Annotated in this window: 15 protein-coding genes; 4 read left to right on the top strand and 11 right to left on the bottom strand. The window is 42.6% G+C overall.

Features of this window, described 5'->3' with window-relative positions:
- Positions 1 to 91: 91 nt before the first annotated feature.
- From V5804_RS04200 to V5804_RS04170, 7 genes are all read right to left on the bottom strand, one after another.
- Entirely contained in the window at positions 92 to 262 is a 171-nt protein-coding gene (locus V5804_RS04200; protein WP_369590123.1) for a hypothetical protein, read from the bottom strand.
- Positions 263 to 264: 2 nt separating this feature from the next.
- A complete protein-coding gene (locus tag V5804_RS04195; protein ID WP_369590122.1) occupies positions 265 to 492 on the bottom strand; it encodes a hypothetical protein in 228 nt (75 codons plus the stop codon).
- The gene (locus tag V5804_RS04190) at positions 470 to 676 is read right to left on the bottom strand and encodes a hypothetical protein (protein WP_369590121.1); all 207 of its coding nucleotides are present in this window, start codon (positions 674 to 676) and stop codon (positions 470 to 472) included. The genes V5804_RS04195 and V5804_RS04190 overlap by 23 nt, the downstream gene beginning before the upstream one ends.
- 371 nt (positions 677 to 1,047) lie before the next feature.
- Complete coding sequence (locus V5804_RS04185) at positions 1,048 to 1,617, bottom strand: UbiX family flavin prenyltransferase (protein WP_369590120.1); 570 nt, start codon at positions 1,615 to 1,617, stop codon at positions 1,048 to 1,050.
- A 27-nt stretch (positions 1,618 to 1,644) separates the two neighbouring features.
- Positions 1,645 to 2,523, bottom strand: coding sequence for an exopolyphosphatase (locus V5804_RS04180; RefSeq protein ID WP_369590119.1), 879 nt, complete (start codon positions 2,521 to 2,523; stop codon positions 1,645 to 1,647).
- 4 nt (positions 2,524 to 2,527) lie between these two features.
- On the bottom strand, positions 2,528 to 4,582 hold the full coding sequence (ppk1, locus tag V5804_RS04175) for a polyphosphate kinase 1 (RefSeq protein WP_369590118.1): 2,055 nt from the start codon (positions 4,580 to 4,582) through the stop codon (positions 2,528 to 2,530).
- Positions 4,583 to 4,691: 109 nt separating this feature from the next.
- Entirely contained in the window at positions 4,692 to 5,309 is a 618-nt protein-coding gene (locus tag V5804_RS04170; protein ID WP_369590117.1) for a hypothetical protein, read from the bottom strand.
- Between the two features lie 140 nt (positions 5,310 to 5,449).
- On the opposite strand from V5804_RS04170, the gene V5804_RS04165 reads away from it, so the two are divergent.
- On the top strand, positions 5,450 to 5,941 hold the full coding sequence (locus V5804_RS04165) for a YajQ family cyclic di-GMP-binding protein (RefSeq protein WP_369590116.1): 492 nt from the start codon (positions 5,450 to 5,452) through the stop codon (positions 5,939 to 5,941).
- Positions 5,942 to 5,996: 55 nt separating this feature from the next.
- Here the strand turns inward: V5804_RS04165 and V5804_RS04160 are convergent, their stop codons facing one another.
- Positions 5,997 to 6,713: a head GIN domain-containing protein gene (locus V5804_RS04160; protein ID WP_369590115.1), complete on the bottom strand. Its 717-nt coding sequence runs from the start codon at positions 6,711 to 6,713 to the stop codon at positions 5,997 to 5,999.
- A 66-nt stretch (positions 6,714 to 6,779) separates the two neighbouring features.
- Complete coding sequence (locus V5804_RS04155) at positions 6,780 to 8,672, bottom strand: ATP-dependent DNA helicase RecQ (protein ID WP_369590114.1); 1,893 nt, start codon at positions 8,670 to 8,672, stop codon at positions 6,780 to 6,782.
- 107 nt (positions 8,673 to 8,779) lie between these two features.
- On the opposite strand from V5804_RS04155, the gene V5804_RS04150 reads away from it, so the two are divergent.
- The 3 genes from V5804_RS04150 (at position 8,780) to V5804_RS04140 (ending at position 11,219) form a co-directional block, all read left to right on the top strand.
- On the top strand, positions 8,780 to 9,091 hold the full coding sequence (locus tag V5804_RS04150; RefSeq protein WP_369590113.1) for a hypothetical protein: 312 nt from the start codon (positions 8,780 to 8,782) through the stop codon (positions 9,089 to 9,091).
- Between the two features lie 88 nt (positions 9,092 to 9,179).
- The gene (gene pncB, locus V5804_RS04145; RefSeq protein WP_369590112.1) at positions 9,180 to 10,352 is read left to right on the top strand and encodes a nicotinate phosphoribosyltransferase; all 1,173 of its coding nucleotides are present in this window, start codon (positions 9,180 to 9,182) and stop codon (positions 10,350 to 10,352) included.
- Between the two features lie 78 nt (positions 10,353 to 10,430).
- On the top strand, positions 10,431 to 11,219 hold the full coding sequence (locus V5804_RS04140; RefSeq protein ID WP_369590111.1) for an FRG domain-containing protein: 789 nt from the start codon (positions 10,431 to 10,433) through the stop codon (positions 11,217 to 11,219).
- Positions 11,220 to 11,222: 3 nt separating this feature from the next.
- On the opposite strand, the gene V5804_RS04135 is transcribed toward V5804_RS04140, so the two are convergent.
- Positions 11,223 to 11,627 carry a GtrA family protein gene (locus V5804_RS04135; protein WP_369590110.1) on the bottom strand — a complete coding sequence of 135 codons (405 nt, stop codon included), beginning with the start codon at positions 11,625 to 11,627 and terminating at the stop codon, positions 11,223 to 11,225.
- Positions 11,624 to 12,364 (bottom strand): CDP-alcohol phosphatidyltransferase family protein, encoded by a 741-nt coding sequence (locus tag V5804_RS04130; protein WP_369590109.1) that lies wholly within the window; start codon positions 12,362 to 12,364, stop codon positions 11,624 to 11,626. Before V5804_RS04130 ends, V5804_RS04135 begins: the two co-directional genes overlap by 4 nt.
- Positions 12,365 to 12,910 lie beyond the last annotated feature (546 nt).

Genomic DNA, 12,910 nt, shown 5'->3' with positions numbered 1-12,910 from the left:
TCGACCTTAGGAAAACTGTTCTTTCAATATGTTAGTTGCTGAATAACAAATCCCATTTTTGAAATTATAATATTGGCCGTACGCACTTTTATCATACAGGCTGTTTTGATTTTGCCTTTCTCGCTTTGCTATGCAATTCTTTTAGTTTGCGTTTTTCTTTGTCCGCACGTATGAATTCGCTGATCTCCTGCTTTTGTTGATCTGTTAAAGGCTTGCCATTAACGATAAAGTCTACGCCGTCCGGCTCTTTTATATATCCCATAATTATGCGTTTTTAAAGTATTTGTCAACAAGTATGTTTGCAGCTATTGTATTGATAATCATTAGTTGTCCGCCAGATGGAATAGCGTTTAAGGTTTTGCGGTAATGTTCTATCAGTTGTGTTTTTGCGGTAAAAGAAACATATCCATCAAACCCTTGTTGAAACGAAACTTTGCAGGCATATGCAACCAAGTTTCCTGCAACACCTTCATACAACTTGTTTCGGCCCAAGGTTAAATGGCGCACTTTCTAACAAGTCCATGTAAACATGGTCTGCGTTGATGGTAAAGCTGATCAGTCCTTGAATGATATTTGGATTGTTTACAATTGTCAATTTATATAGTTCTTTAAAATTGTTGCTCAATTCTTTTTTCCAATCAAAGTTCCAGCCGTTCTTTTTGGTAACAAGTTTCAAGTCTGCCTTAGTTAACCTTAAAACTTCAGTTGAAAAGCTATCACCAGAGATCGTGTTGCGAATTGAATTTGTAAGAAAATCAATCTCGAAACCAAGTGCTGTGTACTTCTGTTTTTTCATTACCCGAACTTACAAAAAAGCAAGTAGAAGTCAAATAAACTTGTGAAAAGATTAGACAGAATGATTTGCTTAATACCGATTAATGTAACCTGTTATGGACTTAGGATTGGCAAAGCAACTTCCTCATTTTAAATTAATGAGAGAGGTCTTCTTTCAACCTGATACTTCTTTTATCAACCTAAAATTGGTGAAGATTGATTGCCTTGAAGAAATCTCTCCTTGCAGGCAAGATAACAAAAAAACACTTTCAATTACTTTCCCCCTTCACTCCAACGATAGCTTTCATGCTCCAATCCAGCCAAATCAATAATCCGGTTTACAACAGTCATAGCCACTTCTTCAATGGTTTTGGGCAAACTGTAAAAGGAAGGGACAGCAGGACAAATAATGCCTCCGGCCTCTGTAACCGTTTGCATATTACGCAAATGGATGAGATTGAGCGGTGTATCGCGGGCAACTAAAATCAACCTGCGCCTTTCTTTTAGAATCACATCTGCGGCACGCGTAGTCAGATCGTTGGAAATACCGCCGGCAATACGGCCTAAAGTTCCCATCGAACAGGGGACGATAACCATCGTATCAAACCTGGCCGAACCGGAGGCAAAAGGCGCCATAAAATCGGTTTTGCCATAAATTTTGAAAGGGATGTTTTGGTAGCTTTCGTCGCCTAATTCAAATCGCCAAACATCCCTTGCATTGTCAGACATCACCACGCCAACTTCGGCAATTTGCGCTTGTAAAACCTGCAATTGCTGCAACAACAGCTTGGCATAAATAGAACCGCTGGCACCGGTTATGGCCACTACAATTTTTTTCTTCATCAATTTTTAGGCGGTAAAAACAGTATGCTATTTAAAGTTTTCTTCTATCAAAGTTTGGATAATCCCATCCACCATGCCCACTTTCGGTACGTAAATATTTGCCACGCCCGCCCATTTCATCACGGTGATAAAAATTTGGGCAGCCGGAATAATCACGTCGGCGCGGTCCTGGTTCAACCCCAAAACCTGGATGCGGTCTTTCATAGAATACGAATTGAGATGGTTGTACAAGCTTTTCAACTTGGACAGCGACATCGGCTTGCCTTCTTTTTCTTCGGAAAGCCGGAACAATTTGTTGATGTTGCCACCGGTGCCGATGCCCGTGATATTTTTGTGGGATTTAACTTTGGATTGGATAAAACGCTCCATTTCTTTCCAGGTTTCGGCTTTGTCCTGATTGTCCAACATCCGGATCGTGCCGATATTGAAAGATTGGGACGCGACTAAAACGCCATCCGAAAAAAAGGAAAGTTCGGTGCTGCCGCCGCCCACATCAATGTACAGGTAATTCTTTTTTCGGTCCAGCTTTTCTTCAAAATGGCTGGCGTAAATAATTTTTGCTTCACGCTGGCCGCCCACAATTTCCAAGTCAATGCCTCCCTGCTCTTTTACTTGTTTTACAATTTCCGGCCCGTTTTCTGATTCGCGCATGGCCGAAGTAGCACAGGCGAGATACGCCGAAACGCCATAAACATCCATCAAAAGCCGGAACGAGTGCATGGTTTTTACCAGGTCGTTGATCTTTTTTTCGGAGATTTTTTTTTGGATAAACGCATCGTCGCCCAAACGCAAAGGCACGCGGAGCAAGGTATTTTTTTTGAAAGTAACCGGTTCGCTGTTTTCGGACAGGTCTGCAATCAGCAGCCGTATCGCGTTAGAACCAATATCAATGGCGGCGTATCTCAAAATGTTATTTTTTTTGTTTTAGGTAAGTATAAATATCAAATTGCGAACGCACTTTTAGCTTTTCGTCCGTTTTGTGGTAACGGTTGTTGTTTAAACTGTTGATTTCGCGGGCTTTGGTATTGTCGTGCAGTTGGATGTTGATGATGTCGCGGATTTCCTGCTTCAAATCCTTGTCATAAATTGGGAAACCAACTTCTACCCGGTGGTCTAAATTGCGGGTCATCAAATCTGCCGAGGTTAAAAAGATCAATTCTTTTCCGCCGTTGGCGAAAATATAAACGCGGGAATGCTCTAAGTATTTATCTACAATGCTGATGACTTCGATATTCTCGCTGTAACCTTTTACGCCCGGCACCAAACAGCACATGCCACGGATAATCAGCGTGATCTTTACACCGGCATTGCTGGCTTTATACAAACGCGCGATCATCTGCTCATCGGCCAGGCTGTTCATTTTCAAGATCATGTAAGCCTTGTTGCCTTTTTTAGCATTCGCAATTTCCTTATCAATATAACCAAACAATATTTTACGCGAATCAATGGGCGATACGATCAGGTTTTTTACGTTTTGCGGAACCGTATTTTTTTGCAGCGCATCAAAAATAGTTACCAAGCCGGAAGTTATTTTTTTATTACAAGTCAATAAAGTAAGGTCGGCATAAATTTTTGCCGTTTTCTCGTTAAAGTTTCCGGTAGATAAACAGGCGTAATAAGTTACTTTCCTGTTTTCCAAGCGTTTGACCAAGCATATTTTCGAGTGCACTTTATAGCCGGAAACACCGTAGATAACTTTGATGCCTTCTTCTTCCAGCCTACGGCTCCAAAAAATATTGGCTTGTTCATCAAACCGGGCTTTTAATTCAACCAAACAATGCACCGTTTTCCCGTTCTTGGCAGCGTTGATCAAGGCATTGATGATCCGGGAATTGGCCGCCAAACGATAAAGCGTAATGCTGATTTCGCGAACGCCGGGGTCAATGGCAGCTTCACGCAAAAAATGGATGACGTAATCGAAAGACTGGTACGGTGTGCTTACCAAAAAGTCGCGTTTGCTGATCATGCCCAACAGACTTTTGCCGAAAGGCAGTTGCGGCACTTCCAAAGCGTGGACTTTCGGATATTCCAGTTCGGGCCGGCCAATATTTGGAAAGGAAATAAAATCTTTAAAGTTATGGTAACGGCTGCCGGGAATGAGGCTTGTAGCCGTCAACTGCATTTTGCGTACCAGATACGAAAGCATGTCCAGCGGCATATCGGTATCGTAAAGCAAACGCATTGGCTTGCCTTTTTTCCGTTTTTGCAGGCTTTTTGAGAGCGATTCGATAAATTTTTCGCTCACTTCTTTATCCAAATCCAATTCCGCATCGCGCGTTAACTGGATAGAATACGCTTCGATCATGTCGTAATCGAAAATAAAAAAAATATCGTCGAGGCAATAACGGATAATATCATCCAGCAAAATGATGAACTTCAACTGGTTCGTCTCCGGTAAAACCAAAAAACGCGACATGCCTTCGGGAACTTCAATCAGCGCCAATTTCGACTGGCTTTCCAAATCTTCTTTCGTTAACCGTACAAAAAAGTAAATGGCCTGGTCTTTCAGTTCCGGCATTGGCGTGTGCTTGTCCAAAATAATCGGCACCACGTTTGAAAGCAGTTTTTCCCGGAAATAATTCTTCACAAACTCGCCGCGTGTAACGTTGAGCTGTTTATCGTCCAGGATAAAAATCTTCTCTTCGGCCAGTTTTTTTACAATGATGTTTTCGTACAGGTTGTTAAATTTCTTTTCCTCTTTGATCACCAGGTTCTTGATCTGGCTTAAAACCTTGCGCGGGTTGTAGCCCAAAAGCTCTTTCGCCTTTTCGTTTAGGTTGGCCAAACGGTTTAAAGTTGCTACCCGGACGCGGTAAAACTCGTCCATGTTGGAAGAAAATATCGCTAAAAAACGCACCCGTTCGATCAAAGGCACGGCTTCGTCTGCGGCTTCCTGCAAAACACGGTCGTTAAAATAAAGCCAACTTATTTCGCGGTTGGTTAAAGGAATATGCTTCGAGATCATGACATAATTAACAACAAAAAATTCCCGGAGATTGTGCCGGGAATGCAAAAATGCGTATTTGTTTATTAAGCAGAAGTTAAATTACCTGCCGATTTAACTATTTTAATCTCTACAAAACCGCTGAACCTGTTGTTTCTGTTGCCGGTTTTTCTTCCGGTGCGGCAACTGGTTTTGGTTTGTTAGGCCCGCGTTTGCGCTTTAACGGAGCCGATGCTTCTTTTACCGGTGTTTTTTCGGCGGATGCCGCGGCTTCTATTTCCTCCTTTTTTCTTCGGGGAGCGCGGGTACGTTTTACCGGTGCCGGTGCTTCTTTTACCGCCTCTTTTTGGGCAGGCTCGTGGTGCGGTGGATCTAAAGTTGGTGCAGCAGGTTTGGCAACCGAACGGCCTGAAGCCGTAGAAGATTTGCCGGAAGCCGCTTTTGCAACTGCCGAAACTACCTTATCAACTTTCGCGTCTGCTTTTTTAACAACTGTTTTAACGCCGCTTTTTTTCTTGCCCGCTTTTTTGGTCAACTTGTTAGCTTTGTCTGTTTCTTTTGCGGTTGCTTTTTGTGCATCTTTTAAAGCACTGGTAATTTTCCCGGAAACTGCTTTGCCCGCTTTGGCAATTTCCTTCTTTAGGCTTTCTACATTATGGCCCAAACCATGCAGTACTTCGGTAAATTTGGCGGTGATGCTGGTTTCCAGTTCTTTGTTCTTTACTTTTGGTTTACCTTTCTTTTTCATCGGATCATATTTGTTTTTTGTCTGTGATAAACTTAACTTGTACCGCTGCGCACCTTTTAATTGTGCTAATTTTGCCTATAACTTTAGAATTCATAAAGCTAACCGTTAAAATTTAATTCCCTTAAAATAAAATACATATTATGCCATCTTTTGATATTATCAGCAAAATTGACGCGCAAACGTTGGACAATGCCATCAACAACGCCAAAAAAGAAATTTTGAACCGTTACGATTTTAACGATTCGAAAAGCACCATTGAACTGGACAAAAAAACCAATGAAGTAACCATCGTTACCGAAAACGATATGCGTTTGAAAGCCATCCAGGATTCGATCATCAGCCGGATGGTAAAACAGCATTTAGACCCGAACGCGCTGGATTTTGGCAAAGAGGAATATGCTTCGGGCAACATGATCCGCAAAGAAATTAAAATTGTGGAAGGGATTGATAAAGAAGCGGCCAAAAAGATCGTCAAAAAAATAAAAGACAGCGGCCTAAAAGTGCAGGCTTCGATCATGGATGATCAGGTGCGCGTTACCGGAAAAAAGATTGATGACCTGCAAGCTGTGATTTCGTTGTGCCGCGGCGAAGATTTTGGGCAACCGTTGCAGTATAGCAATATGCGGAATTGAGGTTCAACTCATTTAACCCTACCAACTTTTACCCGATAAAAGAAGCATGCTTCTTTTACGGTATCTTTTTTATACTCGTCGCGCCCGAATGCTCGTTGCTGATTTTTGCCGGGTTGCCTTTGTACTGCACGCTGCCGGCGCCACTCACATTTACGCTTAACTCGTTCAGCACGTTAACATTGCAATTGGTAAAACCGCTGGTTTCGATGCGGTAATTGGCCACCACAAAATCAAGCGCGTTCAGGTTACTTTTCCCGCTCATGGTTACTATGTTTGATGTCGCTTGTCCGGTCAGGTTTACTTCGGAAGAACCGCTGGTTGAAGTGGTTACGTTGGCCGCGTTTAGACTGAGGTTTACTTTTGACATCCCGGCAAGTTCCATGCTAAAATCTTTTAGGTTGAGTTTTCCGTCGGCACTTAAATCTATCGTTCCTGCTGTTTTTACCGACTGAAAATCCGGGTTGCTGATGTCAATTTCCATCGTTCCGGCATTGCAAATATTTTTTTTGGTTTTGATCGTCAGTTCATTACCGCTTACACTGGTTTCGATCAGTTTCAACAAATTATCATCTGCCGTAACTTTTACCGACGGAACGCCTTGCTTCAACACAACTTTGTAAGACCCGGAAAAATTCAGCTTGGTAAAAGAACCTACTTTACGGTCTTCAGAAGCTGCTTTGCCCGAACCTTTTTCGCAGGAATCCGAGCAGGAAGACAAAACGGAAAACAACAAAAGAAAACCACAAAGGATAAGTAACGGTTGCTTTTTCATATTTTTTAGGTTGATGATTTTATGCCGATAAAAGAAGCATTGCGATTTACCGAAAGTTTTGGAAAATTAAAGATAATATTTTTCGCCGTCGGATTTTATTTTTCCGGCATCCAGCAAACGGCGGATGGTTTCCAACCGGTCTTTTTCCGTTCCGCTTTTGATGGAACGCACCAAATCTTCCACCGTTAAGTTTTGTACCGAAAGCTGGTCAATCACTTCCTGCGTAATCCGGTCAAACACTTCGGAAGCTTTTTCGCGCCGCTTGTTTTCCAAACACACATCGCAGTGTCCGCAATTGGGCGCGTCCGGCTCGTCCAAATATGCCAGCAACATGCGGCTGCGGCATTGTTTGGTTTCGGCATAAGTAAAAACGGCCTCCATTTTTTCGTGGAAAACCTGTTTGCGTTCTTCCAAAAACTTTCGGTCAATAATGACATGCAAATTGTCCTGCCGTGCACGGGTAAAAGTAACCTGCGGCATATCAGTTTGCGGCAAATAACTTAAAACGTGCTGTTCCTGCAAAGTTTTTAGTTGGGCGATGACTTGCTGCACGCTTAAATTCAAACGCCTTGCAATGTCCAGTTCGCGGATGCGGACGTAGTTTTCAAAAGAACCGCCATAAGTACGCAGCAAGGTTTTAATGAAATGATCGAAGCCTTCGTTTTCGATCTGGAATCGGTACAAATCCTCGTTCCCAATTTCAAAACGAAAACGGGAAGGCAAAAAAACGCTTTCCGTAAACGACAGATAATCGTTCCGCTCCAAAAACTTCAAGGCATTCAACGTTTTAATTGGATCGAGTTTAAACTTCGTGCAAAAATCGCCCAAATCCAAATCAAAGCTTAAACCTTCGCCCGCACCGTAAGCCAACTGCGTATAATTCCCCAAAAAATGATAAACCTTTTTAATTTCTTCCACCGAAGGAAAACTTAATTCAAACTTCTTTTCCAATTGCAGCCGGTCGCTTTTGGTGTACAATAAAACCGCAAAAGCCTTTTGTTCGTCGCGCCCTGCCCTGCCCGCTTCCTGGTAATACGCTTCCAAACTTTCGGGCAAATCTTTATGGATCACAAAACGAACATCGGGTTTATCAATGCCCATCCCAAAAGCGTTGGTGGCCACGATGACGCGCGTTACATTATTTTTCCAGTTTTCCTGTTTGATGGAACGCTCTTCGGCAGGCAAACCGGCGTTGTAATAATCGGCCGGGATTTGGTGCTGGTTGAGGTATTTGCTGATTTCAAAAGTTTCGCGCCTGCTTCGCACATAAACAATGCCGCTGCCTTGCACGCCGTGGATGACGTCCAACATTTTGCGCAATTTGTTTTCATCACCCTGCACCACGTAACTTAAATTTTGCCGCTCGAAGCTTTGCTGAAAAACATGGCTTCTTTTAAACAACAATTTTTGCTGAATATCTTCCCGGACCTGCGCCGTTGCGGTAGCCGTTAAAGCCAGCACCGGAACGTTTGGATGAAGCAGCCGCAAACCCGCCAAATGCAAATACGAAGGGCGAAAATCGTAGCCCCATTGAGAGATGCAATGCGCCTCGTCCACGGCAATCAAATTCACGTTCATGTAGCGGATGCGTTCCTGCACTAATTCCGACAATAACCTTTCGGGCGACAAATACAAAAACTTAATATTGCCGTAAACGCAATTGTCCAGCGCAATGTCCACTTCGCGCCTACCCATCCCGGAAACAATGCTGATGGCTTCGATGCCTTTGGCCTGCAGGTTTTCTACCTGGTCTTTCATCAACGCAATCAGCGGGGAAACCACGATGCAAATCCCTTCTTTGGCCAGTGCCGGAACCTGGAAACAAACCGATTTGCCGCCGCCAGTGGGCAGCAGCGCCAGCGTATCGTAGCCCAATAAAACGGATTGGATGATGTCTTCCTGCATCGGCCGGAAAGCCTGGTGCTTCCAGTAATGCGAAAGGATTTCGTGTGTCGTCATGCAGCAGTTCTGTCCCAAAGTTATCAAAACACCGCGTAATTTTAAATTTGGGCGATGCTTCTTTTATGCCTATAAAAACAGTATCGGCTAAAATTGATTAATAGGAAATGAAAACTTCGCCCATAGCCATTTCGCACGACCGTTTGGTTGAACTGAAACCCATTAACCAGCAGCACGAACAGTTTGTACAAGACCATCAGCAGCGGTATTTTATTTATGAAATTGACGACAACCGCTGGCAAAACGTGGAACCAAACGGAGAAACGGATTACGACCTGCAATCCATCAAACAAGAGCGCGTAAAGTTGCCGGTCGGGATTTTAACGGTTGACGAACAAAGCGAAACTTTTTCTTTTGAAGGCGATTTAACGATTACGCAGGAAGATCAAAAGCTGCTTTTCGACACAATTAAAAATTAGGAAAACGGTTTTACAACTTTCCCGAACCAGTTTTCGGATACTGTTTTTACCGCCTGTTTTTCATAAAAAAAACATTGATAAAAGAAGCATGGCTGTTTCAATCCAATCTTTACTCGACAACGATTTTTACAAGATCACGATGCAGCAGGGCGTGGTCAAATTATTCCCGGATGCCGAAGCGCGCTACCAGTTCATCAATCGCGGCCAGCATATTTTTCCGAAAGGTTTTGCCGAAGCTTTACGGATTTCTGTTGATGCCATGGCAGGTTTAAAATTAACAGTTGAGGAAAAGCATTTTCTCCTTAAAACCTGCCCGTACCTCGACCATGTTTACCTTGATTTTTTGCAGGGCTACTACTACAACCCGGATGAAGTAAAAATCAGCCAGCAAGGCGGGGAATTATCGGTTGAAATTGAAGGATTTTGGTATCGGGCGATTTTGTGGGAAGTGCCACTGATGGCTTTGATTTGCGAATTGTATTATCAGCTTACCAATCAGCAACGCGTTTCGGATGAAGAAGTAAGCGAACGGGCCATCCAAAAAATAAAAAAGTTTAAAGAATTGGGCATCACCGTTGCCGATTTTGGCACACGCCGCCGCCATTCTTATCAGGTGCAAAGCTTGGTTGTAAAAGCGCTGCAAGAACATGGCGCGGGCAGTTTTATCGGCACAAGCAATGTGCAAATGGCGATGCTTAATCAAACCAAACCCATCGGCACGCACGCACACGAATGGTTTATGTTTCACGCTGCTAAATATGGTTATAAAATGGCCAACAGTTTGGGTTTGGAACATTGGGCCAATGTTTACCGCGGCGATTTGGGCATTGCGCTTTCGGATACTTATACAACTGAAATCTTCTTTCAACAGTTCGACAAAATGTTTTCCAAACTGTTCGATGGCGTTCGGCATGACAGCGGCGACGCGATTGAATTTGCAGAAAAAACCATCCGGCATTATCACAGTTTGGGGATTGACCCGCTATCAAAAACCATTATTTTTTCGGATGCTTTGAATTATGAAAAGGTAAAACGGATCGTTGATTTTTGCAGCGGAAAAATCGGTATGTCTTTTGGCATCGGCACCAATTTAACAAACGATGTTGGTTTAACGCCTTTAAACATCGTTATCAAAATGACGGAAGCAAAACCAGCCAAAGGCGAATGGACGAAAGTGGTTAAACTATCGGACGAACACGGAAAATACACCGGCGATGCCGAAACCATCCATCTGGCAAAAACCATTTTAGGAATCCTTTGAGCCACAACTTCTGCCGCAATTTCTATAAACATTTTCTTATCAGATTACATTATATCTAAATAGTAAAAAAAGCTGTTTATGGATTTGGAAGAAAAGATAGGATCGGTGGAAGAATATTTGCAAATCATCCACAAAAACAAACAGGAGAACTTGGAGCAGGGAAACGACGAAGATTTTTTGTTCCGCGGACAGAAAGACGATCTTGCACTGATCCCTAAACTTGCCCGCTTGCAGCCGAAAGGGGAATTGTTTAACACCGAGTTTTCGCTTTTGCAAGAATTTAAAAGGACGAACCCATTATTAATTGATATGCAAAGGCCAATGGACGATTGGGATTACCTAACTATCGGCCAGCATTTTGGCCTGCCCACACGGCTTTTGGATTGGTCTAACAATGCTTTGACTGCTTTGTGGTTTGCCATTTGGGAAAACGACCAGCAACTGCAAGAAACGCCGTATGCGGTGGTTTGGGTTTTGATGGCCGAACCAAAAGACTACGATATTAATATTGAAGCCGTCCATCCGTTTGAAGTTAAAGAAACCAAGATCATCCGGCCGAGGATCATCAAGCAACGGATCAACAACCAATCGGCTGTTTTTTCGATCCAGCCAAATCAGGAAATTGAAGAAAAAGTACCGCTGAACAAAGCAGATTTGTTTAAAAACAAACTTTTAAAAATCAAGATCCCGGCAGAAAAATTTCAGGACATCCGTACCGATTTGAACACGCTTGGCGTAAATGCTTTTACCATTTTCCCGGAGCTGGAAGGTTTGTGCTCGCATTTGCAATGGCGCTATTTTTATAGTGGTAAAAACAGTATGCAGGAAACGCCATGCAACGAAACCAATGCTTCTTTTAGCACCTAAAATTTAGCCGGCCTGTTTTTTAAAAACCCAGAAGTTTTGCAGCACGAAGTTAAAACCAAGCGACACGATTAGGTCAACCACAATCCGGCTGATGCGGTAATCCAGTTTTAGCCAGGTGGTTAAAACATAAGTTCCGGCGGATTTCAGCAAAACGCTTCCGGCAACCATAAAAACGAACTTGATTAACTGCGAACCAACAGGAGATTTTTCCGATCCCTGATCTCTGAACGACCAATACCGGTTTAAAGAAAAGTTTAAAACCGCGCCAACAATGCCGCTGATGATGATAGAAATGGTGTAATGGATGTGCAGCAGTTCGGTGCAGGCAATCATCACCACATAATCCAGCACGCCACCCAAAAATGCCGAAACCTGCGCTTTGGCAAAAGTAAAAACCGGTTTACTCATTCATCAAAACGCTGCTGCTTCCGTTTTTCCCATTGCTCGTGCCGGTCGCGTTTATCGCCCAGTTTTAACAGTTTTCGGGTATCCACACAATTGATGATAAAAAGGGCGACACAAATTACAATTACAGAAACTTGAATGGAATCCCGAAAAACAACTTCGGCTATCAATATCAAAGCGATGATGATGCGCACTTCCGTTGGGCCTAACAAACCTGCATCAATGGTGTATTTATCGGTAATTTTATAGCGAAGCTGGGAAATGATCATAGACCAACCGTACAAAACCACAAACAGAAATGCGCCCAGTTCATGCTCGCCCTTGGCATAAACCACATAGCCTAAACCAATAAAAACCGTGCTGATCCAATCCATAATAATATCCAGCGCGAAGCCATACCATTTGCGCGGGATGTTGCGGTAATAAGCAATGCGGCCGTCCAGCGAATCGCCGTACCAATTTATTGCCAAACCAAAAACGCCAAGCAAAATAAAATTTGGGTGGAGGTAAGTAGCCAATATAAAACCGGCAAAAACCAGTAAACTTCCGGCCAAACCAATGGCAGTAAGTATGTTGGAAGTGATAAATTGAGGCGTATGTTTTACTAAAAAAGTAATCAGGCTTTGCTCAGAACTCCGAAGAATGTTGGTCCTTTTCCGGTCTTGAAATAGTTTTTTGGAGTTGTCAACTTCAACTATTGGAGCCAAAACTTTTTCCTGTTCTAATGCTTCGCTTAACATTTAATGTTACTTGTAACTCAATTTAATATTAAACTACAAATATACAGGCTATAAGTTTGTAGGCAGAAAGCAGCGGGCAAAGTTTTACAATTGGCGGTCAATCGTAAAAAATAACAATGTTTTGGAAAAAGGAAGCAAGCCATCAACACAGTTTTGCCCGAACCATCCGGTCTTTTCTGCCCAAATCTTTGCGTAACACTACATCTTTAAAGTTTTTACTTTTTAATAAATCAACTACTGCTTTCCCATAATTTTCGTTGACCTCAAAAAACAATAAGCCATTTTTTTGGAGGGTAAAAGAAGCATAATCAATATTTGTGATTGGTATTTTAAAAATGATAAATTATAATTGAAGTTGTTTAAACTTATTCATTTGTTTTTTCAAACACTTCTTTTGCCCGTTTTGAACCAACGGGTTTAAATTCGTTGCTACAAGATGTACCGAAGCTACGCTTCTGCAATTGCAGCTTTTATAGAGCTGTAGGCTCGGCCAATGTTGTAGAAATAGGTTTCAACCCGTTTAAATAAAAAGTTTAAACAACTTCA

This window comes from Mucilaginibacter sp. (genome assembly GCF_041088075.1).
GTDB lineage: Bacteria > Bacteroidota > Bacteroidia > Sphingobacteriales > Sphingobacteriaceae > Mucilaginibacter_A.
This window is presented reverse-complemented; position numbering and strand designations above follow the sequence as displayed.

What these genes read in the sequence shown, in the direction of transcription:
- V5804_RS04200 (WP_369590123.1), bottom strand. Translation starts at nt 262, where the DNA reads ATGGGATATATAAAAGAGCCGGACGGCGTAGACTTTATCGTTAATGGC.
- V5804_RS04185 (WP_369590120.1), bottom strand. Translation starts at nt 1,617, where the DNA reads ATGAAGAAAAAAATTGTAGTGGCCATAACCGGTGCCAGCGGTTCTATT.
- ppk1 (WP_369590118.1), bottom strand. Translation starts at nt 4,582, where the DNA reads ATGATCTCGAAGCATATTCCTTTAACCAACCGCGAAATAAGTTGGCTT.
- V5804_RS04170 (WP_369590117.1), bottom strand. Translation starts at nt 5,309, where the DNA reads ATGAAAAAGAAAGGTAAACCAAAAGTAAAGAACAAAGAACTGGAAACC.
- V5804_RS04165 (WP_369590116.1), top strand. Translation starts at nt 5,450, where the DNA reads ATGCCATCTTTTGATATTATCAGCAAAATTGACGCGCAAACGTTGGAC.
- V5804_RS04160 (WP_369590115.1), bottom strand. Translation starts at nt 6,713, where the DNA reads ATGAAAAAGCAACCGTTACTTATCCTTTGTGGTTTTCTTTTGTTGTTT.
- V5804_RS04155 (WP_369590114.1), bottom strand. Translation starts at nt 8,672, where the DNA reads ATGACGACACACGAAATCCTTTCGCATTACTGGAAGCACCAGGCTTTC.
- V5804_RS04150 (WP_369590113.1), top strand. Translation starts at nt 8,780, where the DNA reads ATGAAAACTTCGCCCATAGCCATTTCGCACGACCGTTTGGTTGAACTG.
- pncB (WP_369590112.1), top strand. Translation starts at nt 9,180, where the DNA reads ATGGCTGTTTCAATCCAATCTTTACTCGACAACGATTTTTACAAGATC.
- V5804_RS04140 (WP_369590111.1), top strand. Translation starts at nt 10,431, where the DNA reads ATGGATTTGGAAGAAAAGATAGGATCGGTGGAAGAATATTTGCAAATC.
- V5804_RS04135 (WP_369590110.1), bottom strand. Translation starts at nt 11,627, where the DNA reads ATGAGTAAACCGGTTTTTACTTTTGCCAAAGCGCAGGTTTCGGCATTT.
- V5804_RS04130 (WP_369590109.1), bottom strand. Translation starts at nt 12,364, where the DNA reads ATGTTAAGCGAAGCATTAGAACAGGAAAAAGTTTTGGCTCCAATAGTT.